The organism is Acidovorax sp. SUPP1855 (assembly GCF_030158955.1).
In the GTDB taxonomy this organism is placed as follows: Bacteria; Pseudomonadota; Gammaproteobacteria; order Burkholderiales; family Burkholderiaceae_C; genus Paracidovorax.
This window is the reverse complement of record NZ_BQXI01000055.1, coordinates 1-20,919: the sequence shown is the minus strand read 5'-3', so window position 1 is coordinate 20,919 and position 20,919 is coordinate 1. Positions and strand designations below refer to the sequence as shown.

22 protein-coding genes and 1 tRNA gene are annotated in these 20,919 nt (G+C 65.9%); 8 read left to right on the top strand and 15 right to left on the bottom strand.

Going from position 1 to position 20,919, the window contains the following annotated elements; all coding sequences use genetic code 11:
- Positions 1-98: 98 nt before the first annotated feature.
- The 7 genes from AVMA1855_RS25585 to cysS form a co-directional block, all read right to left on the bottom strand.
- Positions 99-935 (bottom strand): site-specific integrase, encoded by an 837-nt coding sequence (locus AVMA1855_RS25585; protein WP_284427857.1) that lies wholly within the window; start codon positions 933-935, stop codon positions 99-101.
- Between the two features lie 223 nt (positions 936-1,158).
- Positions 1,159-1,251: transfer RNA gene (locus tag AVMA1855_RS25580), tRNA-Ser, on the bottom strand.
- Positions 1,252-1,293: 42 nt separating this feature from the next.
- Positions 1,294-2,562 (bottom strand): aspartate kinase, encoded by a 1,269-nt coding sequence (locus AVMA1855_RS25575; RefSeq protein ID WP_284402556.1) that lies wholly within the window; start codon positions 2,560-2,562, stop codon positions 1,294-1,296.
- A 97-nt stretch (positions 2,563-2,659) separates the two neighbouring features.
- The gene (gene tilS / locus AVMA1855_RS25570; RefSeq protein WP_284427856.1) at positions 2,660-3,610 is read right to left on the bottom strand and encodes a tRNA lysidine(34) synthetase TilS; all 951 of its coding nucleotides are present in this window, start codon (positions 3,608-3,610) and stop codon (positions 2,660-2,662) included.
- A 107-nt stretch (positions 3,611-3,717) separates the two neighbouring features.
- The gene (locus AVMA1855_RS25565) at positions 3,718-4,695 is read right to left on the bottom strand and encodes an acetyl-CoA carboxylase carboxyltransferase subunit alpha (protein WP_272563991.1); all 978 of its coding nucleotides are present in this window, start codon (positions 4,693-4,695) and stop codon (positions 3,718-3,720) included.
- Positions 4,696-4,783: 88 nt separating this feature from the next.
- Positions 4,784-5,443 carry a DNA-3-methyladenine glycosylase family protein gene (locus tag AVMA1855_RS25560; RefSeq protein WP_272563992.1) on the bottom strand — a complete coding sequence of 220 codons (660 nt, stop codon included), beginning with the start codon at positions 5,441-5,443 and terminating at the stop codon, positions 4,784-4,786.
- A 62-nt stretch (positions 5,444-5,505) separates the two neighbouring features.
- Complete coding sequence (gene cysS, locus AVMA1855_RS25555; protein WP_284427855.1) at positions 5,506-6,885, bottom strand: cysteine--tRNA ligase; 1,380 nt, start codon at positions 6,883-6,885, stop codon at positions 5,506-5,508.
- A gap of 213 nt (positions 6,886-7,098) precedes the next feature.
- Here cysS and AVMA1855_RS25550 point away from each other — a divergent pair, with 213 nt between their 5' ends.
- The 6 genes from AVMA1855_RS25550 (at position 7,099) to AVMA1855_RS25525 (ending at position 12,426) form a co-directional block, all read left to right on the top strand.
- Complete coding sequence (locus AVMA1855_RS25550) at positions 7,099-8,193, top strand: L,D-transpeptidase Cds6 family protein (RefSeq protein WP_284402559.1); 1,095 nt, start codon at positions 7,099-7,101, stop codon at positions 8,191-8,193.
- A 100-nt stretch (positions 8,194-8,293) separates the two neighbouring features.
- Entirely contained in the window at positions 8,294-9,577 is a 1,284-nt protein-coding gene (locus AVMA1855_RS25545) for a L,D-transpeptidase family protein (RefSeq protein ID WP_284402560.1), read from the top strand.
- Positions 9,574-10,158 (top strand): peptidylprolyl isomerase, encoded by a 585-nt coding sequence (locus AVMA1855_RS25540; protein ID WP_284427854.1) that lies wholly within the window; start codon positions 9,574-9,576, stop codon positions 10,156-10,158. The genes AVMA1855_RS25545 and AVMA1855_RS25540 overlap by 4 nt, the downstream gene beginning before the upstream one ends.
- A 60-nt stretch (positions 10,159-10,218) precedes the next feature.
- On the top strand, positions 10,219-10,725 hold the full coding sequence (locus AVMA1855_RS25535) for a peptidylprolyl isomerase (RefSeq protein WP_284402562.1): 507 nt from the start codon (positions 10,219-10,221) through the stop codon (positions 10,723-10,725).
- A 37-nt stretch (positions 10,726-10,762) separates the two neighbouring features.
- Entirely contained in the window at positions 10,763-11,551 is a 789-nt protein-coding gene (locus AVMA1855_RS25530; RefSeq protein ID WP_284427853.1) for a UDP-2,3-diacylglucosamine diphosphatase, read from the top strand.
- A gap of 53 nt (positions 11,552-11,604) precedes the next feature.
- Positions 11,605-12,426: a M90 family metallopeptidase gene (locus tag AVMA1855_RS25525; RefSeq protein ID WP_284427852.1), complete on the top strand. Its 822-nt coding sequence runs from the start codon at positions 11,605-11,607 to the stop codon at positions 12,424-12,426.
- Positions 12,427-12,510: 84 nt separating this feature from the next.
- On the opposite strand, the gene hmuQ is transcribed toward AVMA1855_RS25525, so the two are convergent.
- From hmuQ to AVMA1855_RS25485, 8 genes are all read right to left on the bottom strand, one after another.
- Complete coding sequence (gene hmuQ, locus AVMA1855_RS25520; protein WP_284403518.1) at positions 12,511-12,813, bottom strand: heme-degrading protein HmuQ; 303 nt, start codon at positions 12,811-12,813, stop codon at positions 12,511-12,513.
- 130 nt (positions 12,814-12,943) lie between these two features.
- Positions 12,944-13,831, bottom strand: coding sequence for a DUF3014 domain-containing protein (locus AVMA1855_RS25515; protein ID WP_284427851.1), 888 nt, complete (start codon positions 13,829-13,831; stop codon positions 12,944-12,946).
- 224 nt (positions 13,832-14,055) lie between these two features.
- Entirely contained in the window at positions 14,056-14,733 is a 678-nt protein-coding gene (locus AVMA1855_RS25510; protein ID WP_284427850.1) for an alpha/beta hydrolase, read from the bottom strand.
- An 81-nt stretch (positions 14,734-14,814) separates the two neighbouring features.
- On the bottom strand, positions 14,815-15,657 hold the full coding sequence (locus tag AVMA1855_RS25505; RefSeq protein WP_284427849.1) for a DODA-type extradiol aromatic ring-opening family dioxygenase: 843 nt from the start codon (positions 15,655-15,657) through the stop codon (positions 14,815-14,817).
- A 119-nt stretch (positions 15,658-15,776) separates the two neighbouring features.
- Positions 15,777-16,196, bottom strand: a complete 420-nt coding sequence (arfB, locus tag AVMA1855_RS25500) for an alternative ribosome rescue aminoacyl-tRNA hydrolase ArfB (RefSeq protein WP_284427848.1) — start codon at positions 16,194-16,196, stop codon at positions 15,777-15,779.
- Entirely contained in the window at positions 16,193-17,128 is a 936-nt protein-coding gene (locus AVMA1855_RS25495) for an alpha/beta fold hydrolase (protein ID WP_502870381.1), read from the bottom strand. The genes arfB and AVMA1855_RS25495 overlap by 4 nt, the downstream gene beginning before the upstream one ends.
- A gap of 2 nt (positions 17,129-17,130) precedes the next feature.
- Positions 17,131-17,574 carry a type II 3-dehydroquinate dehydratase gene (aroQ, locus tag AVMA1855_RS25490; protein ID WP_284427847.1) on the bottom strand — a complete coding sequence of 148 codons (444 nt, stop codon included), beginning with the start codon at positions 17,572-17,574 and terminating at the stop codon, positions 17,131-17,133.
- Between the two features lie 137 nt (positions 17,575-17,711).
- Positions 17,712-18,083 carry a hypothetical protein gene (locus AVMA1855_RS25485; protein ID WP_284403508.1) on the bottom strand — a complete coding sequence of 124 codons (372 nt, stop codon included), beginning with the start codon at positions 18,081-18,083 and terminating at the stop codon, positions 17,712-17,714.
- Between the two features lie 166 nt (positions 18,084-18,249).
- Between AVMA1855_RS25485 and AVMA1855_RS25480 the strand changes: the two genes are divergently transcribed.
- A complete protein-coding gene (locus tag AVMA1855_RS25480) occupies positions 18,250-20,061 on the top strand; it encodes a glutamine--tRNA ligase/YqeY domain fusion protein (protein ID WP_284427846.1) in 1,812 nt (603 codons plus the stop codon).
- 26 nt (positions 20,062-20,087) lie between these two features.
- Positions 20,088-20,840: a DUF262 domain-containing protein gene (locus AVMA1855_RS25475; protein WP_284427845.1), complete on the top strand. Its 753-nt coding sequence runs from the start codon at positions 20,088-20,090 to the stop codon at positions 20,838-20,840.
- Positions 20,841-20,919 lie beyond the last annotated feature (79 nt).

Sequence of the window (20,919 nt, the reverse complement as noted above, 5' to 3'; positions counted from 1 at the left end):
GGGCCTGCAAGGCCCCTCATGCACCCAGGCGCAGACCGCTGCTGGGCCTCATCACGCTCAAACGGCTGCTGGCGCCCACTCATTCCTGTTCGGATTCGTCAAACATGGGGTTGTGAGAGGCTCCCATATGCCTGAAAACCTGAGTTCAGTAGCTCGGGAATTACAGGAACATCACGTTTACCATTGGCTGTTTTATCATCTCGAATTCTCAAAAACCAGGTTTCAGACTCTGTTTTTTGAATGTCATTTTTACACAAGCTTGTAATAGCACCGATACGCAAACCAGTAACCACAGCAATCAAGCACGCATAGTAATAGTCTGGGTCTTTGATTTTCTGGGGGCCAAAATAGCTCTTTGCATAGACTGCCACGATATCAGCATCATCGAAAATATCGTAGCCTGCTGCCATCTTCTGTGCCTTCGTTATCACTTTGAGACTTACAGGATTCTCACCTTTAAGGTAGCTGTACTCCCTTGCAAAATTGAACATTGCTTTGAGCAGGTTAATTTTCGTTTGGACAGTTTGAAGAGCTAAACCTTCGATTTTCAGCTTCTCAGCGAACCGAGTTACATCGACCTTCAAAATCTGGTCAATCGTCTTCCTTTTACCCACAAAGGTGGCAAACTGCAAGGCCGTGTTCTGCACCGCAGACACTGACCCCGTAGCTAGTTGCTTCATTTGCAAATAGCGATTCAATAGCTCTGTGACTGTAAGGCCGTTAGGCGAATGAACAGGGACCTGTTCAAAGGGTACAGCCGCAGGCTGAATATTCTGCGCAGCACTGGTAACACCTTTCAAAGCTGCAATAGCTTCCAAGGCCCTTTGGTGGTCTTCCAAGGTGTCAGCCTTCACTCTCACCCCATTCACTTCAACTTCATAGCGCCTAAGGGCACTGCTATCAAAATTAAAATCCGATAGGGTGGGCTTGCTCATCTGGATCACTCGTAAAAATTCAAGTGCTCGCAGTCTAGCAATGACCGGATCGGAGGTGTGAAGTGAACGTTTGACCTGTTTGCCGCACACGCGTGTGTGTAGGTAGTAGGTCTGGCCACGAAGATAGACAGGCAGTGTGAGCACTTGGGTTGCTACCAAAAGTGCTACCAGTCCAAAGAAGAAAACCTAGCTAAATCGTTGATCTAGCTAGGTTTTTTCATTGTGGCGGAAACGGAGGGATTCGAACCCTCGATGAGGCTCTACACCCCATACTCCCTTAGCAGGGGAGCACCTTCGGCCACTCGGTCACGTTTCCAATCCGGCTATTATGCCTCAGATTGAAGGCGGTTTTGACTCGTTAAGCGGGCGACTGGTCCAGTTCGAACGCCTTGTGCAGCGTGCGCACCGCCAGTTCCACGTACTTCTCGTCGATCACGACGGAGGTCTTGATTTCGGAGGTCGAGATCATCTGGATATTGATGCCCTCTTCGCTCAGCACGCGGAACATCTTGGCGGCCACGCCCACATGGCTGCGCATGCCGATGCCGACGATGCTGACCTTGCAGATCTTGGCGTCGCCCACCACTTCCTGCGCTCCCAGTGCCGGAACGACCTTTTCCTTGAGCAGATCGATCGTGCGCGCGTAGTCTGAGCGGTTCACGGTGAAGCTGAAGTCCGTTTTGCCGTCCTTGCTCAGGTTCTGGATGATCACGTCGACATCGATGTTCGCATCGGCCACGGCCCCCAGGATCTGGTAGGCGATGCCGGGCTTGTCGGGCACGCCGAGCACGGAGATCTTGGCCTCGTCGCGGTTGAATGCGATGCCGGATACAACGGCTTGTTCCATTTTTTCGTCTTCCTCAAAAGTGATCAGCGTGCCGGAGCGGGCTTCTTCGTTGATGTCGATGTCCCAGGGCGTGAAGCTGGACAGCACGCGCAGGGGCACCTTGTATTTGCCGGCGAACTCGACCGAGCGGATCTGGAGCACCTTGCTGCCCAGGCTGGCCATCTCCAGCATTTCCTCGAAGCTCACGGTGGCCAGGCGGCGCGCCTCCTGCACCACGCGCGGATCGGTCGTGTACACGCCGTCCACGTCGGTGTAGATCAGGCATTCGGCGGCCTTCATCGCCGCGGCCACGGCCACGGCGGACGTGTCGGAGCCGCCACGGCCGAGCGTGGTGATGTGGCCGTGCTCGTCGATGCCCTGGAAGCCCGTCACGATCACGACCTTGCCGGCGGCCAGGTCGGCGCGCACGCGCTGGTCGTCGATGGATTCGATGCGGGCCTTGGTGTAGGCGCTGTTGGTGCGGATCGGCACCTGCCAGCCGGCATAGCTCACCGACTCCATGCCTTCGGACTGCAGCGCGATCGCCAGCAGCGCGGAAGACGCCTGCTCTCCGGTGGAGGCCAGCATGTCGAGTTCACGGTGGTAGGCGGACGTGGCGCGAGAAGGCGCCAGTTCCTTGGCCAGCCCGAGCAGGCGGTTGGTTTCGCCACTCATGGCGCTGGGCACCACCACCAATTGGTGGCCGGCCCGCGCCCATTTGGCCACGCGCTTGGCGACGTTGCGGATGCGCTCCGTGGAGCCCATCGACGTGCCGCCGTATTTATGAACGATCAGTGCCATTGGATATCTGGAATGACGAAACGCAAGACGGCGCAGGGAAAGGAGAAAAATTGTTCTGGCGCGCCGCCGTTTTTCGTGCAGGGATGGGGACCAAAACCTAGGAATTGTACCAACCGAGCACCTGGGCTTCGCGCACGGCGAAGCCGCGGCCGACCTTGATGCGGATGCGGTGCCCCCGCGTGGTGCACGCGGCGATCTGATCCAGCAGCTCGGCCAGTTGGGCCGCGGCCGGCGTGGTGCCGTGCACGCTGCGCAGCCAGTGGCGCAGCACGTTGGCCTGCCGGGCCCGGCTCAGCGCCTGCAAGGCCGCCAGCCGCGGCGGCACGCCAACGGCGGACAGATCGGCCTCGGCCAGTTCCTGAAGCAGTTCGCTGGCCTGCGCGGCATGCTCGGCGCTGCGGGCGAAGGTGTCGCGGAACTGGGGAAAAGCGGCATCGATCGCCGGCAGCAGCCGGTGGCGGATCCGGTTGCGCGTGTAGTGCTCGTCGCCATTGGTGGGGTCTTCCACCCACGCCTCGCCCCACGCCACCAGCCAGGCGCGCACGTCGGCGCCGGCCACCCGCAGCAGGGGCCGATGCCAGTCGAGGCCATCGCGCTGCCAGTGCGCAGGCATGGACGCCAGACCCGGCACGCCGGCGCCCCGAGACAGCGCCAGCAGCAGGGTCTCCGCCTGGTCGTCGGCATGCTGGGCCAATGCTATTGTTTTTATAGCAGCATGCCCTAGTGTTACTTGTGCCAGGCCCGCAAAAGCCTCATACCTCATCCGGCGGGCGGTGTCTTCCGGGCTTTGGCCCGGCGCGGGGCGTGCGTTCACGCGCGCCACCTGGAGCGGCACGCCCTGGCGCTGGCAAAGGTCGGCGCAGTGGCGCTCGAAGCCATCGGCCGCCGCCTGCAGCCCATGGTGCACATGGAACGCATGCACCTGGCCGGGCCACCGCCCTGCGCAGGCCAGCAGCAGCGCGGTGGAGTCGGCCCCGCCGCTCAGCCCCACGGCCAGCGGCAGGGCCGGTGCGAAGGCCTCCATGGCGGCGTCGAAGGATTGCGTCATGCAGAAGGAGCGTTTCAGGGGCCGGCGATGGCGGCGTCTTCCATGCAAAACGGCCCCGAAGGGCCGCTGGGTTCATGGCATGGGGCGTGGTGCCGAAGCCCCGCGCTTCAGCGCGTCTCGGCCTTGGTGTCGGTGAATCGGCCGTAGCTTTGCAGGCGCTCGTAGCGGCGATCCAGCAGTTCCTTGGGCTTGAGATCGGCCAGTTGGCGGAAGGCATCGCCCAGGGCGCGCTTGAGGAAGGCGGCCATCTGCTTGTGGTCACGGTGGGCGCCGCCCACGGGCTCGCTCACGATCTTGTCCACGAGGCCCAGGGCCTTGAGGCGGTGGGCCGTGATGCCCATGGCATCGGCCGCGTCCTGCGCCTTGTCGCTGGTCTTCCAGAGGATGGAGGCGCAGCCTTCGGGGCTGATCACCGAGTAGATGGAATACTGCAGCATCACCACCTGATCGGCCACGCTGATGGCCAGCGCGCCGCCGGAGCCGCCCTCGCCGATCACGGTGGTGATGATGGGCACTTCCAGTTGCGCCATCTCGAAGATGTTGCGGCCGATGGCCTCGGACTGGCCGCGTTCTTCGGCATCGATGCCGGGATAGGCGCCAGGCGTGTCCACGAAGGTGAACACCGGCAGCTTGAACTTCTCGGCCGTCTTCATGAGGCGCAGGGCCTTGCGGTAGCCCTCGGGGCGGCTCATGCCGAAGTTGCGCGCGGCGCGCTCCTTGGTGTCGCGGCCCTTCTGGTGGCCCAGCACCATGCAGGCATGCCCGTTGAAGCGGGCCAGCCCCCCCACGATGGACAGGTCATCGGCGAAGTGGCGGTCACCGTGCAGCTCGACGAAGTCGGTGAAGATGTCGCGCACGTAGTCGAGCGTGTAGGGACGCTCGGGATGGCGGGCGATCTTGGTGATCTGCCAGGGCGACAGATCGCTGTAGATGTCTTTGGTGAGCTGGTGGCTCTTCTTGCTGAGCTGGTCGATCTCTTCCGAAATATCGACGGCGCTTTCGGTCTGCACGTAGCGCAGTTCTTCGATTTTTCCTTCGAGCTCGGCAATCGGCTGCTCGAAATCCAGAAAGGTTTTTTTCGCCAACGTAATTCTCCTTGGGCTCCTCGCCCTGTTCAGGCCAGCACCACGGGCACGGACGCAGCATCGGTTGCCGCGCCCTCCCGCGAGGGCGTCAATAGTCCACCGGCAACGGGGCGAGCGACCGCCAAATATACCAACTCGCCACGCTGCACCAGGGCTTCCAGGCCTCTGCCACTTCGCGGGCATCGCTGCGGCTCACGGGATCACCCGAAAAATAGTGCTGGCTGATGCCCTGGATCAGGGTGGCATCGTCCAGCGGCATGACGTTGGGGCGGGCCAGGTGGAAGATGAGGAACATGTCCGCCGTCCAGCGGCCGATGCCGCGGATGGCGATCAGCTCCTCCGTGATGGCCTCGTCGTCCATCGCATCCCAGTCCTTGACGTGCAGCTTGCCGGTATCGAAGTGCAGCGCCAGATCGACCAGATAGTCCACCTTGCGCGCGGACAGGCCTGCGCCGCGCATGTCGTCCACCTTGAGCTTGAGCACGCTGGCCGGCGTCATGGTGCGCGGCAGGGCCGCGAAACGGTCCCATACCTTCTGCGCGGACGCCACCGACACCTGCTGGCCGACGATGCTGCGCGCCAGCGTGGTGAACGCATCGCCGCGCTGGCGCAGGGCCACGTCGCCCAGTTGCGGGATGAGCCGCTTCATCACGCGGTCTTTCTTGACGAGGTGCTTGCAAGCCTCGGCCCAATACGCGGGCGCGATCAGTTGCGGCCCGTCATGGGCTGTCTTTTTCGTCGCAGCCACCGCTTATCCCGCCCGCACCAGAAATTTCACCGGCGCCAAAGGCCGCTTCATCCAGGAACCGCTCACTGCGCCGCCTCCCAGGTCGTGCCGGCGGCGGAGTCCTTGAGGACGATGCCCTGCTCCAGCAGCGCCTTGCGGATGCGGTCGGCCTCGGCGAAATCCTTCGCGGCCTTGGCGGCGGCGCGCGCGGCGATCTGCGCCTGGATGGCGGCTTCGTCCAGCGTGGCGCCGGCCTTCAGGAAGGCTTGCGGATCGTCCTGCAGCAGGCCCAGGCACCCGGCCAGCGCCTTCAGCAGCCCGGCGGTCTGCGGCGACTGCGTGCGGTTGACCTCGCCGGCCAGATCGAACAGCACGGCGACGGCCTCGGGGGTGCCGAAGTCTTCGTCCATGGCGGCCTTGAACCGGGCCGCGTAGGGGTCGGTCCAGTCGATCGAGGGCGTGGGCGCCGGCGCGACCAGGCTCAATGCCGTGTAGAGGCGCTTGAGCGCGGCGCGCGCGTCGTCCAGGTGGGCGTCGCTGTAGTTGAGGGCGCTGCGGTAATGGGCGCGCACGATGAAAAAGCGCACGGTCTCGGCGTCGTACTTGGCCAGCACGTCGCGGATGGTGAAGAAGTTGCCGAGCGACTTGCTCATCTTCTCGTTGTCCACGCGCACGAAGCCGTTGTGCACCCAGAAGCGCGCCAGCGGCTTGCCGGTGGCGCCTTCGCTCTGCGCGATCTCGTTTTCGTGGTGCGGAAACTGCAGGTCGGCGCCGCCGCCATGGATGTCGAAGCTCTCGCCCAGCGTGGCGCAGCTCATGGCCGAGCACTCGATGTGCCAGCCGGGCCGGCCGGCGCCGAAGGGGCTGTCCCACTTGGCTTCGGGCGGCTCCTCGGGCTTGGCGGACTTCCACAGCACGAAGTCCAGCGGATCGTCCTTGCCGTCGGCCACAGCCACGCGCTCGCCCGCGCGCAGTTCGTCGAGCGACTTGCCGGACAGCTTGCCGTAGCCCGCGAACTTGCGCACCGCGTAGTTCACGTCGCCGCCGCTGGCACGGTAGGCCAGGCCCTTGTCTTCCAGCGCGCCGATCAGCGCGAGCATCTGCGGCACGTATTCGGTGGCGCGCGGCTCGATGGAGGGCGGCTCGATGCCCAAAGCGCCGATGTCCTGGTGCATGGCGGCGATCATCTCGTCGGTCAGCTCGCGGATGGTGATGCCGCGCTCCACCGCGCGCCGGATGATCTTGTCATCGATGTCGGTGATGTTGCGCACGTAGGTCACGCGCAGGCCGCTGCTCTTGAGCCAGCGCTGCACCACGTCGAACGCCATCATCATGCGGGCGTGGCCGATGTGACACAGGTCGTAAATGGTCATGCCGCAGACATACATGCGCACATGTCCGGGCTCCAGCGGAGAAAAAGGCTCCAGCGCACGCGACAGCGTGTTGTAGATACGCAAACTCATGGAAATTCAGTCAAGGGGTGGATGGTGCAGCCGGCGCCCTGGCAGGGGCTGCGCAAAGAGGCGGGAGCCTCCCGGAAGGGCCGTGCGCGGCGGTGCGCACATGCAAAATCAGGAGCGGCAACAGCGTACCGGCATGACAAACCCCTCAGCTACAATCCGCCGCAGTATAAGCCCCCGTTACGGCTTGACACCTCCAACCATTCCCGTCCGCCCATGAAGCATCCACAACGCACCCTTGCCCATCTCCTGCGCCTGATTGCCCTGTCGGCCTTGTTGGGTGCCCCGCTGGCCCACGCGGACGACTATGCCGAGATCACCCAGTTGCTCAAGGCAGGCAAGCCGGCGGATGCCCTGGCCAAGGCCGACCAGCGGCTCACCGCCAACCCCCGCGACCCGCAACTGCGCTTCCTGCGCGGCGTGGCCCAGGCGGATTCGGGCAAGCAGACCGAAGCGGTGGCCACCTTCACGAAGCTCACGGAAGACTATCCCGAGCTGCCCGAGCCCTACAACAACCTGGCCGTGCTGTACGCCAACCAGAACCAGCTCGACAAGGCGCGCACCGCGCTCGAGATGGCCATCCGCACCAACCCCAGCTATGCCACCGCGCATGAAAACCTGGGCGACATCTACGCCAAGCTGGCCAGCCAGGCCTACAACAAGGCGCTGCAGCTCGATGCCACGCACGCAAGCTCGGTCAAGCCCAAGCTGGCTCTGATCCGCGACCTGTTCTCGACCGAGGCCAAGGCCTCCACCGCCAAGGCGCCCGCGGCTGCACCCGTGGCAGCAGCGGCTCCCCGCCCTGCCCCGGCACCTGCGCCCGTGGCGGCCTCCCCGGCGCCTGCCACCCCTGCGCCGGCCCCCGCACCCACCCCGGCCGCACCGGCCGTGGCCGCTGCACCGGCGCCCACCCCGGCTCCGGCCCCCGCTCCCGCAGTGACGGGCAACACCGCCTCCAGCGCCGCCGCCGCGGCGGAACGGGAAGTGTCCGCTGCAGTGCACGCCTGGGCCAAGGCCTGGGAGAGCCAGGACATGAACGCCTACCTGGGCGCCTACGACAAGAACTACACGCCCAACGGCAAGCAAAGCCACGCCGCCTGGGAAAAAGAGCGCCGCGACCGCATCGTCGGCCGCGCCAAGATCAATGTCAGCGTGAACGATCTGCGCATTTCCGTGAACGGCAACAAGGCGCAGGCGCGCTTTCGCCAGGGCTACAGCTCCGGCAGCTATAGCGTGAACAGCCGCAAGACCCTGGACCTGGTGAACACCGGCGGCCAGTGGACCATCGTGCGCGAGGCCACCGGCGGTTGATGGCGATCGTTTCGTTGACGCGCTCCACCATCGCCTTCGGGATGCTCCCTTGCCCTCTGCTGGCGCACCGCGCCGCATTCGTTCCCGCTTGAAGCCTCGCATGCCTGCGGGACGTTCCCCCTGGAGCCGCGGCATTGCGGCGGGCATGGCGCTGTCGCTGCTGGCGGCAGCCTGGCCCGCGCACGCCCAGGGCGACAAGCTGCGCGGCGTCGGCAAGAACGCGCGCACGGCGCCCGTGCGCATCGCCCCGCTGGCCGATGGGCAGGCGGAAAAGCGCCTCATGGAGGTCTACCGCCTCACCGGAGAAGGCAAGGGCCGGGAAGCCCTGGCCAAGGCCGAGAGCCTGGTGCGCGACCACCCCAACTTCCAGCTCGCGCAACTGGCGCTGGGCGACCTGCTGTCGGCCCGCACACGCCCCCTGCGGCAGATGGGCGACGTACCGGCCGGCCAGGGCGATGCCCCGCCACCCCAGGAAGCCGCCGACGTGCTGGCCGAGCTGCGCGCGGAGTCGCGCCAGCGCACGGACGCCCTGCGTGTGCGCCCCCAGGCGCGCACCATTCCCGCCCAGTTCATCGAGCTGTCGCTGCGTTCACGGCACGCGATCGCGGTCGATGCGTCGCGCTCGCGGCTCTATCTGTTCGAGAACACGCCCAACGGGCTGGAGCTCGTGGCCGACTACTACGCCTCGGTGGGCAAGCTCGGCATCGAAAAGCTCATCGAGGGCGACCAGCGCACGCCGCTGGGCGTGTACTTCATCACGAGCCGCCTGGACCCGGCCACGCTCAAGGACTTCTACGGCGCCGGCGCCCTGCCCATCAACTACCCCAATCCGCTGGACCAGAGCCGCGGCAAGACGGGCAGCGGCATCTGGCTGCACGGCACGCCGCCGGACCAGTTCTCGCGCGCGCCGCTGGCCACCGACGGGTGCCTGGCCCTGGCCAACCCGGACCTGGAGCGCATCCTGCGCACGGTGGAGCCACGCTCCACACCGGTGGTGATCGCGCGGCAGCTGCAATGGGTGCCGCCCCACAGCGTGCAGGCCGACCGCAAGGCGTTCGATGCGGTGCTGGATGCCTGGCGCACCGCCAAGTCGCAGGGCGACCTGCAGCGCCTGATGGGGTTTTACGCCCCCACGTTCCAGAGCTACGGCAAGATGCCGCTGCAGGAGTTCTCCAAGCAGCTGGGCGCGGAAACGCGCGCGCTGCGCGGGCGGCCGATCCAGCTCAAGGACAAGACCCTGCTGCGCTGGACGGATGCCTCCGACACCATGGTGGTAACGTTCGGCGAGGTCATCGAAGGGGCCCGCACCGGCCCCGTCAAGCGCCAGTACTGGACCCGCAAGGGCAACCAATGGCAGATATTTTTCGAAGGAGTGATTGGATGATTTCCAGAAGAAATTCGACCCTGGCGCTGGCCAGCATGGCGCTGGCAGCTATCGTTTCCGTAGCACCCGCCCAGGCGCAGGATGCGGCGGCCCCCAAGGTGAAGCTCGCCACGTCGCTGGGCGACATCGTGGTCCAGCTCGACCCCGCCAAGGCCCCGAAGACGGTGGACAACTTCCTGTCCTATGTGAAGGACAAGCACTACGACGGCACCGTCTTCCACCGCGTGATCAACGGCTTCATGATCCAGGGCGGCGGCTTCACGCCCGACATGCAGCAAAAGCCCACCAAGCCGCCGATCCCGCTGGAGGCCAACAACGGCCTCAAGAACGACAACTACACCATCGCCATGGCCCGCACCGGCAACCCGGACTCGGCCACCTCGCAGTTCTTCATCAACGTGAAGGACAACGCCATGCTCAACGCCACCGGTGAAGGCAACGGCTACGCCGTGTTCGGCAAGGTGGTCTCGGGCACCGACGTGGTGGACAAGATCAAGGCCGTGTCCACGGGCAACAAGGGCATGCACCAGAACGTGCCCACGACGCCCGTCGTCATCACCTCCGCCACCGTGGTCAAGTAAGAGCCCGCGGCCCCTCTTCACCACGGCCCTCCCGGCCCCCAACGCTTTCCAAGGAATCCCATGAGCAACCCCCAAGTCGAACTGCACATCGCCGGCCACGGCGTCATCACCCTCGAACTCGATGCCGAAAAGGCGCCGAAGTCCACCGAGAACTTCCTGGCCTACGTGAAGAAGGGCCACTACGACAACACGATCTTCCACCGTGTGATCCCCGGCTTCATGGTGCAGGGCGGCGGCTTCGAGCCCGGCATGAACCAAAAGGGCACCGAAGCCCCGATCGAGAACGAGGCCAACAACGGCCTGAAGAACGCCAACTACACCGTGGCCATGGCCCGCACGAGCGATCCGCACTCGGCCACCGCCCAGTTCTTCATCAACGTGGCCGACAACGGTTTCCTGAACCACACCGCGCCGTCCGCCCAGGGCTGGGGCTATGCCGTGTTCGGCAAGGTGGTCAAGGGCACCGAAGTGGTCGATGCCATCAAGGGCGTGAAGACCGGCCGCAAGGGTTTCCATGACGACGTGCCCAAGGACGACGTGATCATCGAGAAGGCCGTCGCCCTGTAATCGCGGCGACCGCGGCGCACCCATCCCCGCCCGCCCCGTGACCACGACCGTGCCCCGGTTCGAGGAGCTTGCCGCTCCTTCGGACTGGCGCACGGTCGAATTCATTTCCGACCTGCACCTGCAGGCCAGCGAGCCCGCCACGTTCGAGGCCTGGCGACGCTATCTGCGGACCACCGACGCGAGCGCGGTGTTCATCCTGGGCGACCTGTTCGAAGTATGGGTGGGCGACGACTGCATCGACGATGCCGAGGGCGCCTTCGAGGCCGAATGCGGCGCCCTGCTGCGCGAGGCGGCCCGCCAGCGGCCGGTGTTCTTCATGCACGGCAACCGCGACTTCCTGGTCGGGCCGCGCTTTCTGGCCCACTGCGACCTGACCGGGCTGCACGACCCGACGGTGCTGCAGTTCGGCGGCGAACGCACGGTGCTGAGCCACGGCGACCTGCTTTGCCTGGACGACGTGGACTACCAGCGCTTTCGCGCGCAGGCCCGCAGCACGGAGTGGCAGCAACGGTTCCTGTCCCAGCCACTGGCCGTGCGGCGCGCGCAGGCCCGCGGCATCCGCGAGCACAGCGAGGCGCGCAAGCAGTCCGGCGAGGCCGCCTACGCCGATCTGGACGGCCCGGCCACGCGGCAATGGCTGCAGGCCGCTGGCGCCCGCACGCTGATCCACGGCCACACCCACCGCCCCGCCGTCCACGCCGTGGGGCCGGGCCTGCGGCGCGTGGTGCTGAGCGACTGGGACGCGGCCGCCCGCCCGCCGCGCGCCGAGGTGCTGCGCCTGTCGCCCGGCCGGGGCTTGGAACGGCTCGCCGCCGTCCCCATGTAGGCGGCATCTCTTTTTCCGCCAGGGAGTGCGCGAGCAGGCCCTCCCCCTCTTTCATGCCTGCTCTCTGGAACAAACTCTGGCACCGCGTGCGCGCGACCGTCGCCCCCGTGCCGGAGATCTCCGCCCCGCTCTGGCTGCAGACCCTGCAGCGCTACCCGTTCCTGTCCGCCCTGCCGCTGCAAGACCAAGCCAAGCTGAGGGCGCTGAGCGCCCTCTTTCTGCAGCGCAAGGAATTCACCGGCGCGCACGGCCTGCAGGTCACCGATGCCATGGCGGTCGCCATCGCGGCCCAGGCGTGCCTGCCCGTGCTGCACTGGGGCACGCCCGCTCAGGCACTCGACTGGTACGACGATTTCGTGGGCATCGTGGTCCACCCCGGCGAAGCCGTGGCGCGCCGGCAGTCCACCGACGAGGCCGGCGTGGTGCACGACTACACCGAGGTGCTGCTGGGCGAGGCCATGCACCGGGGCCCAGTCATGCTGAGCTGGCCGGCCGTGGACAGCGCGGGCAGCGGCCAGGACCGGGGCATGAGCGTGGTCATCCACGAGTTCGTGCACAAGCTGGACATGCGCAACGGCAATGCCGACGGCTACCCACCCCTGCCGCCGGGCTTTCTGGGCACCACCGGCCCGCAGGCGGCGCGGCAGGCCTGGCGCGCGGCGTGGCAGCCGGCATACGACGCCTTCCGGGAGCGCGTGATCATCGCCGAGCGCTTTGGCGGCGAGTGGCCATGGCTGGATGCCTACGGCGCGACGGCCCCGGCCGAATTCTTCGCCGTGGCGTGCGAGGCGTACTTCGTGGACCGGGCGACGTTCGCCGCCGAGTTCCCGGACCTGATGCCCACGCTGGACGCCTTCTACCGCCGGGGATTGTGAGTCAAAACCCCTTCACGCCCTAGATTTCATTGCCCTTATTGCTATTATTTATATAGCAATCGCCCGCTTGGCCGGCGCGGGTGCTCACAGCGCGGATTCGAACAGTTCCAGTTGCGGCGGCCCCAGGTACAGATCGCGCTTTTGCCCCGCGCCCGCGTGCGCGGCACGGAAGGCGTCGGAGCGGGTCCACGCCTCGAAATCCGCGCGCGACGCCCAGACGGTGTGCGATGCGAACAGCGTGTGCTCGGGCGTCGTGTCGCCCCGCAGCAGGTGGAAGGCCTGGAAGCCCGGCACCTGCGCCAGATGGCTGTCGCGCTGACGCCAGATCTCGACGAACTCTTCCTCACGGCCGGGGGCGATGCGGAAACGGTTCATGGCAACGAACATGGTGGGAAGCTCCTCGAAGTGAAAGATCAGAAATGAAACCGCAGAAGTGAAACCGCAGGAGGGGCCGCGTTCACCGGACGGCGAGGCGCGGCGCGCGCCGGCCGCAGCAGGGTCGGCGCGCCCGTGGCGCTCAGGGCTTGCGCGCCATCTCGCCCGTCGCGACCCGGCGGCGCAGCTCGGCCAGCACGGTTTTCATCCGCCGCTCGTTCTCCACGCCCATGCGCACGAGGATCTTCTGGCCGCTGGACAAGGCCTGCAGCTTCGGGTCGGCGAACTCGTAGCGCACCCAAGGGCGCGTGGAGGGCACCTCACCGGCCACCTTGGTGAGCTGCACCTGCACCGGGCCGGTGGGCTCGGGCGCCTGCAGCAGGTTGTCCAGCGTGGCCACCAGCCGGTCGTTGAAGTAGCGGCGCGGAAAACCCAGCTCTTCGTACGCCTGCTGGAACAGCGGGTACAGCCGGGCGTACAGCGCAACGGCCTGGTCCTGCGGAATGGCTTCGGCCAGCATGACGAAGGCGCGGTAGCGGCCCGCATTGGTGGCAGCGATCGTCTCCGTCTCGCTGCCCTCGCCATCCACCAGGAACCGCTGCGGCATGGGCTGCACGGGCCACAGGCGGGACGGCGCGCTCTGGCGCGACAGGTTGTCCACCGTGGCGACCGCGCGCTGCACGAAGCCGTCCATGCGCAGCAGCGACGCGACCGAGTCCGCCCCGACCCATCCCGTGACCGCCTCGGTCAGGGGGCGGTCCGATTCGGCCAGGGTGGGGAGTTTGGTATCGGGCGGCTGCACCGTGTCCATGGGGTTCTGGGGTCCGGAGGCCGCGGATGCGGGCGGCGCGGCGGCCTGGGACGCGGACTGGCTGGCCACGGGCGGCAATGCCACCGGCTCGGACGCCGGGCGCCCCCAGAACCACCAGGCCGCGCCGGCGCCCAGCGCGCCAGCGACCAGCACCCACGGAATCCAGGCGCGCGAAGCCTGCTGCGCGGGCCGCAACTCCACCGTGTCACGTTCAGGCATGAATGCCTCCTTTTCTTGGGTTTCGGGAAAGCCGCGGTAGAAAGACAAGATGCCCCGCGGCCGCCCATCGATTGGAAGCGATGGACTCCACCGGGCCGTAACGCCGTGTGACGGGTCCGGTCACCGCTGGCATGGGGAGTGTCATGCACCGCTCGGTGGCCGATGCAAGCCGGCCGGAGTCCACGCAGGGAACGGTGGGCCCGCCGGGCCCATCGGTCAGCGGCTCAGCGCGCGGCCTGCGGCTGCGGGTGCTGCAGTCCGCCCAGCCATCCCATGGCATCGGTCAGTTCGGCCTGCCGGATCTCGTGCGCGCCGGGGTATTCGCGGTAGGTCAGGTCCAGCGACAGCCCCCGGGCATGGTCGCGGATGGCGTGGGCCTGGGCCAGGGGAATCACGTTGTCCTGCACGCCATGGCTCACCCAGAGCGGCTTGCCGCGCAGGCTCTCGGCCGCCGCGGCGAACGGCATCGCCTGGGGCAGCAGCCGGCTGTGCCACACCATGGCGGCGTGCAGCAGCTCCGGCCGGGTGAACAGCAGGGACAAGGCCATGATGCCGCCCTGGCTGAAACCGCCCACCACCACCCGCTCAGGGGGCACGCCCAGTTGCAGCGCGGCGGCCTCCACCGTGAGCGCCACCAGCGAGCGGCTGGCCGCCTCCTGCGGCTCATGGATGGAACGGCTGCCATCGGGCAGCACGGAAAATTCGAACCACGCATGGGAGCCCGGCCCCATGGCATGCGGCGCGCGCAGGCTCACGACATGGAAATGCGGGGGAACGTAGGGGGCCAGGCCGAACAGGTCGCCCTCGTTGCTGCCCACGCCGTGCATGAGAACGAGCAGCCAGGGAGAGGTGGTGTGGGCCGCGGCGGGGCGGTTCAGGAAGGGAAGCGGCAGATCAAGCATCGATGGGTGCCCTGAAAAGGCGTTCAAGGCAGGGATGAAGGGTTGCGAATCGGGGTTGGAGTGGAACGGGGCCCGGGGAGTTCATGCCGCGGACCGCAGGGCGAAGGCGTCCATGGCCAGGGCGCCATAGCGGACCTCCCGGCTCAGGTAGTGCGCCTGCGCCTCGGGGCCTGCGGCGCCTAGGGCGAAAAACAAGGGCAGGAAATGGTCTTCGCTGGGGTGGGCGCGCTCGGCATGCGGGGCCTGCCGCCGGTAGTCCAGCAGCGCGGGCCAGTCGCGCCGCTGCACGGCGTCTTCGATCCAGCGGCTGAATTCGGTCACATAGGGCAAGGGCTCGTTGGCGCCGCCGAAGAACTCGGCCAGGTTGTGCGTCATGCTGCCGGAGCCCACCACCAGCACGCCTTCGCTGCGCAGGCCCTGCAAGGCGGCGCCCATGGCGTAGACCTCGGCAGGCCCGGCGCTGGACGGCAGGGCCACCTGCACCACGGGCAGCCGGGCGTCGGGAAACAGGTGCATCAGCGGCACCCAGGCGCCATGGTCGAAGGGCCGCTCCGCATCGCCTTCGGCCGCGATGCCGGCCGAACGCAGGCGCGCCAGCACCGTTTCGGCCAGGGCCGGGGCGCCTGCGGCCGGGTAGCGCAAGGTATACAGGGCCGGCGGAAATCCACCGAAATCGTGCCACGTGGCGGGCTGCGGCCCGGTCATCACTTTCGGCGATCGCGGCATCCAGTGCGGCGACATGACCACCACCCCGCGAAGGTGCGGAAAGCGCGCCTGGACCTCCTGGCCCCAGCGGGTGAGGGCCGGGCCGGTTTCGCCGGCGTCCACCGCGAACAGCGGGGCGCCATGGGAGAGATACAGCGCGGGGAGTTCGGCATTCCTGCCGCTGTCGGTGGGTGCGCGGGCCCGTTCCAGATCAGACATGAAGATTCCTCGGTTGCCGACAGATGGGGTCGGTGGCGGCGGTTCCAACCCCCGCGGCGATCGGCGCAGCCTGTGCCGCCACGGGCCAGCGAACGCCCGCCGTTGCGCTCCCCGCCTTTTCAGTCGCGCACCGGGCCGCGCAGCGCCTTGATGCCCGAGCGCACGCTCTTGGATTCCAGGCGGCGCTGCTTGGAGCCATAGGTCGGCTTGGTGGCCCGGCGGGTGCGCGGCGGCTGCGCCACGCTGGCCACCAGGGCCTGCAGGCGCTGGAGTCCGTCGAGGCGGTTGGCTTCCTGGCTGCGGTACTGCTGCGCCTTGATGACCAGCACGCCCTCCAGCGTGATCCGGCTGTCGCGCAGGGCGAGCAGGCGCTCCTTCACGCCGTCGGGCAACGAAGACGCCGCGATGTCGAAGCGCAGATGCACCGCGCTCGACACCTTGTTGACGTTCTGCCCGCCAGCGCCCTGCGCCCGCATGGCGGTGATCTCCACCTCGCGCTCATCCACCTGGGGGACGAAGGCCGCCGGCGGCGCGGTCATCGGCCGGCCGCCAAAGGTGCGGCAGCCGGCTGTGCCCCATCCGCCAGCGCGGCCAGCAGTGCAGACATGAAGGGCTGGGGCTGCTCGAACTGCACCCAATGGCCGGCCTCGGGGATGAAGTCCAGGCCGCGGAAGTCCGGCACCACCGCCCGGAACGCCGCCTCGAGCTCCACGATCCAGCGCTTATAGAGCGCATCGTTGCGGCCATAGATGGCATGCACCGGGCAGGTCACCCGGGGCAGCGAGCGCGCCAGGATGTCGGTATGCGCCAACCGGCGGCGCGGCATGCGGTCGCGCACCACGTTGGCCACATGCAGGCCCAGCGCCAGGCCTTCGATGAGCGCCGGGTCCTGCAGCATCAGCACGGCCAGGTTGTGGCGGTGCACCTGCGGCTGCTGGTCCGCGGGCAGGTGCCGCCAGCCTTTCAGTTCGAACTGGCGGTGCGGCACCACACCCATGGCTGGCGCCCCAACGATGACCAGTTGCCGGGCCAGCTCGGGGTGGTCGGCCAGCAGCAGCCCCGCCACCATGCCGCCGAAAGAGAACCCCACCAGATCGCAGGGCTGCGGCCCCCACAGCGCGCGCATGCCCTCATACAGCGGCTCGACCAGCGCGTCGGCATCGGCGCCGGCCGGGGGCAGAGCGGACTCCCCGAAGCCGGGCAGATCCGGCACCCAGACCTGGTGGCCCGCCGCGACCAGGTCTTCGATGTTGCGCACCCAGTGGGTCCAGCTGCCGCTGCCGCCGTGCAGCAGCACCAGCGGCGGCTGCTCCGGCACGGCCGGGCCCCAGGCGTGCCACACCAGATCGCCGTCGCCGCAAGGCGTGGTGTGCCGCGCGGCCAGCGCCTGCAGGCGCCGCACTTCGGGCGGGGTGCCATCAGGCGCCGCGGCCCCGGCAGGTCCGGGGTGGGCCGCTGGGGCGGAGGGCACCGTCACCATCCCGCCAGGCCGTCGATGGCCAGCGGATAGCCCTGCACGCCGAACCCGCACATTACCGCGCGCGCCACGCCGGACAAATAGGAATGGTGGCGGAAGGCTTCGCGGGCATGCACGTTGCTGATGTGCAACTCCACCAGCGGCACGCCCGTGCCCTTGACGGCATCCAGCAGTGCCACGCTGGTGTGGGTGTAGGCGGCGGCATTCAGCACCACGCCGGCCAGTTCGCCCGAGCTGTGGAGGCGGCCGGCCTCATGGATCCAGTCCACCAAGTCGCCCTCGTGGTTGCTCTGGCGGAACTGCAGTGCAAACCCATGGCGCTCGCACGCCTGGGCGCACAGCCGCTCCACGTCGGCCAGCGTATGCACGCCGTACACCGAGGGCTCGCGCGTGCCGAGCAGGTTCAGATTGGGTCCGTTCAGGACAAAGACGGTTTTCACAGGGCCAGCACTCCAGGCAAGGCGTCGCCGCCAGTCGGCGAACGCGAACAGGGCGAATTATGCGTGGCGCTCCCAAAGAAAACGGCCCCGAGGGGGCCGTTGGGGCTGCATGGGCAGCCAGGGGACAGCGATGGGTTTCAGCGACCGTAGTAGTAGCCCCGGTCCCGTCCGTGCCAGTGGCGACCGCCGCCGTAGTACCCGTAGGGGGCGACCACCACCGGAGGCGGGGGCGCGTAGTACACCGGCCGTGGCGGCGGGTAGTAGACGGGAGGGGGGGCATAGACCACCGGGGGCGGGCCGTAATAGACGGGACGGGGCGGTGGGTAATAGGCTGGCGGGGCCACCACGACGGGGTAGCCGCCGCCCCCGACACCGACCGCCACACCGGGCGCCCCGATGCCCACAGACCAGGAAATATCGCGTGCCTGGGCGGCACCGGTGCCCGCCAGGAGGGCGAGCGCCACGCCGGCGGTGGCGGCCATGGCTGAGAGAGAGCGGCTGTTCGTCATGGAAATCTCCTTTGGATGGGAGCCCCGCCATCGCGGAACTCCCGTGGATGATCAACGCATCACATGTCCGAAAGGATGGCACAAACCCCCTGCAATGTTGTTTCTGGACGTAGCGCGCTGTGTTTCACCCGGTAACGCCCCCGGCACCGCCGCCTAGAATGCCGCCATGAGTTCCCCAGCCCCCCTCGACCCCTCCTCCAACGCCGCGGCCAAGCCCAGCAATTTTCTTCGCCAGATCATCGAGAGCGATCTCGCCAAGGGCACGCATGCCCAGGCGCGCTGGGGCGGCACGCCCGGCGATGCGGCCCACCATGCCGGCGGGCAGCCCGACCCGGCGAAGATCCGCACGCGTTTCCCCCCCGAACCCAACGGCTACCTGCACGTCGGCCATGCCAAGAGCATCTGCCTGAATTTCGGCCTGGCCGCAGACTACGGCGGCGTGTGCCACCTGCGCTTCGACGACACCAACCCGGAGAAGGAAGACCAGGAATACGTGGACGCCATCATCGACGCCGTGCATTGGCTCGGCTTCGACTGGAAGGCCAGCGGTGATGGCGCCGACCACCTGTACTACGCCAGCAACTATTTCGACTTCATGTACCGCGCGGCTGAGTACCTGATCGAAAACGGCAAGGCCTACGTGGACGAGCAGACCCCCGACGAGATGCGCGCCAACCGCGGCGACTTCGGCAAGCCCGGCGTGGACAGCCCTTTCCGCAGCCGCACCGTGGCCGAGAACCTCGCGCGATTTCGCGAAATGCGCGAGGGCAAGCTGCCCGACGGCGCCGCCGTGCTGCGCGCGAAGATCGACATGGCCTCGCCCAACATCAACCTGCGCGACCCGGCCATCTACCGCATCAAGCACGCCGAGCACCACAACACCGGCAACCAGTGGTGCATCTACCCCATGTACACCTTCGCGCACCCCATCGAGGACGCGCTGGAGCACATCACCCACAGCATCTGCACGCTGGAATTCGAAGACCAGCGCCCCTTCTACGACTGGCTCATGGACCGCCTGGTGGAAGGCGGCCTCATCGCCGCGCCGCAGCCGCGCCAATACGAGTTCGCGCGCCTGAACCTCACCTACGTGGTCACCAGCAAGCGCAAGCTCAAGCAACTGGTGGACAACGGCATCGTGACCGGCTGGGACGATCCCCGCATGCCCACCATCGTCGGCCTGCGCCGCCGCGGCTACACGCCCGAATCGATCCGCCTGTTCTGCGAACGCATCGGCGTGACCAAGGACTACAGCTGGATCGACTACAGCACGCTGGAAGGCTGCCTGCGCGAAGACCTGGAAGCCAAGGCCCACCGCGGCATGGCGGTGCTCAACCCCGTCAAGCTGGTGCTGACCAACTGGGACGAGGTGATGGGCGCCGGCCACCTGGAGCCCTGCAGCCTGCCCGCCCTGCCCCACCCGCCCGAAGGCATCGAATCGCCCCTGCGCCATTTCACGATCGGCAAGGAAGTGTGGATCGAGCGCGAAGACTTCGAGGAAGTGCCCCCCAAGGGCTACAAGCGCCTGTTCCCCGGCAACAAGGTGCGCCTCAAGGGCGGCTACGTGATCGAATGCACGGGCTGCAACAAGGACGCCGATGGCCGGATCACCGAAGTGCTGGCCACCGTGGTGCCCGACACCAAGAGCGGCACCCCCGGGGCCGACACCGTGAAGGTGAAGGCCGCCATCACCTGGGTGGGCGTGGCCGATGGCGTGAAGGCGGAGGTGCGCATGTACGACCGGCTGTTCACCGATGCGCAGCCCGATGCCGGCGGGAAAGACTTCCTCACGCTGCTGAACCCGGACAGCCTGAAGGTCGTGACGGCCATCGTGGAGCCCTCACTGGCCAACGCCCGACCGGGCGACCAGTTCCAGTTCGAGCGGCACGGGTACTTCGTGGCGGACATAAAAGATCACTTCGCAAATCGGCCAATATTCAATCTAGCTGTCGGATTGAAGGATAGTTGGGGAAAATAATTTTATAAGCGCAGCGAGAGGTAACGATGAAAATTCAATGCCAAGACCATCCAGTAGAGCATATTTTAACAAGTAATTATTTTGAAATTCCTAGATTTCAGAGGCCTTACTCTTGGGAAAAAGATAATTGGGAAGACTTTTGGAATGATGATCTTTTGTCAACAAAAGATGATTACTTTATTGGATCCGTCGTTACATATGCAAAAGGGCAGGCGAAGGCCATTGTGGATGGTCAGCAGCGACTCACCACTATTACTGTAATCCTTTCAGTCATAAGAAATAGCTATAGATTATTGGGGTATGAAGACAGGGCCACAGGCACCCAACTGTTCATAGAACGAAACAACAAGAACAATGAATCTACGTTTGTTTTAAAAACTGAAACTTCATATCCTTACCTGCAAACCTCCATACAGAGTTTTCAATCGCAGAAAATAAAAATTAATTTAGGAGAGGAGGAAATTCTTTTACAAGGTGCTTTTGAATTTTTCACGGATTGCATAAATAAAGAAATAGAAAAAAGTCGTAGCTCCCCGGGTATCTCTGAAGCAACGCGGCGTTTACGCGCAAAAAATAGATTAGACGAGCTTAGAGATACTGTTCTTGCGCTGAAGCTAATATACGTTGAACTTGATAACGAGGATGATGCTTATCAAGTATTTGAAACGTTAAATACCCGAGGGAAAGATCTCGCAACTACGGATTTGCTAAAAAATCATCTTGCGAGACTAATGGGAGCCTCTCACAACCCCATGTTTGACGAATCCGAACAGGAATGAGTGGGCGCCAGCAGCCGTTTGAGCGTGATGAGGCCCAGCAGCGGTCTGCGCCTGGGTGCATGAGGGGCCTTGCAGGCCC

Excerpts from the sequence above, each read along its gene's own strand:
- AVMA1855_RS25545 (WP_284402560.1), top strand. The coding sequence starts at position 8,294 with ATGCCTGCGGGACGTTCCCCCTGGAGCCGCGGCATTGCGGCGGGCATG.
- AVMA1855_RS25575 (WP_284402556.1), bottom strand. The coding sequence starts at position 2,562 with ATGGCACTGATCGTTCATAAATACGGCGGCACGTCGATGGGCTCCACG.
- cysS (WP_284427855.1), bottom strand. The coding sequence starts at position 6,885 with ATGAGTTTGCGTATCTACAACACGCTGTCGCGTGCGCTGGAGCCTTTT.
- AVMA1855_RS25535 (WP_284402562.1), top strand. The coding sequence starts at position 10,219 with ATGAGCAACCCCCAAGTCGAACTGCACATCGCCGGCCACGGCGTCATC.
- hmuQ (WP_284403518.1), bottom strand. The coding sequence starts at position 12,813 with ATGTTCGTTGCCATGAACCGTTTCCGCATCGCCCCCGGCCGTGAGGAA.
- AVMA1855_RS25480 (WP_284427846.1), top strand. The coding sequence starts at position 18,250 with ATGAGTTCCCCAGCCCCCCTCGACCCCTCCTCCAACGCCGCGGCCAAG.
- AVMA1855_RS25550 (WP_284402559.1), top strand. The coding sequence starts at position 7,099 with ATGAAGCATCCACAACGCACCCTTGCCCATCTCCTGCGCCTGATTGCC.
- AVMA1855_RS25515 (WP_284427851.1), bottom strand. The coding sequence starts at position 13,831 with ATGCCTGAACGTGACACGGTGGAGTTGCGGCCCGCGCAGCAGGCTTCG.
- AVMA1855_RS25585 (WP_284427857.1), bottom strand. The coding sequence starts at position 935 with ATGAGCAAGCCCACCCTATCGGATTTTAATTTTGATAGCAGTGCCCTT.
- AVMA1855_RS25525 (WP_284427852.1), top strand. The coding sequence starts at position 11,605 with ATGCCTGCTCTCTGGAACAAACTCTGGCACCGCGTGCGCGCGACCGTC.
- AVMA1855_RS25540 (WP_284427854.1), top strand. The coding sequence starts at position 9,574 with ATGATTTCCAGAAGAAATTCGACCCTGGCGCTGGCCAGCATGGCGCTG.
- AVMA1855_RS25510 (WP_284427850.1), bottom strand. The coding sequence starts at position 14,733 with ATGCTTGATCTGCCGCTTCCCTTCCTGAACCGCCCCGCCGCGGCCCAC.
- AVMA1855_RS25505 (WP_284427849.1), bottom strand. The coding sequence starts at position 15,657 with ATGTCTGATCTGGAACGGGCCCGCGCACCCACCGACAGCGGCAGGAAT.
- tilS (WP_284427856.1), bottom strand. The coding sequence starts at position 3,610 with ATGACGCAATCCTTCGACGCCGCCATGGAGGCCTTCGCACCGGCCCTG.
- AVMA1855_RS25485 (WP_284403508.1), bottom strand. The coding sequence starts at position 18,083 with ATGACGAACAGCCGCTCTCTCTCAGCCATGGCCGCCACCGCCGGCGTG.
- arfB (WP_284427848.1), bottom strand. The coding sequence starts at position 16,196 with ATGACCGCGCCGCCGGCGGCCTTCGTCCCCCAGGTGGATGAGCGCGAG.
- AVMA1855_RS25475 (WP_284427845.1), top strand. The coding sequence starts at position 20,088 with ATGAAAATTCAATGCCAAGACCATCCAGTAGAGCATATTTTAACAAGT.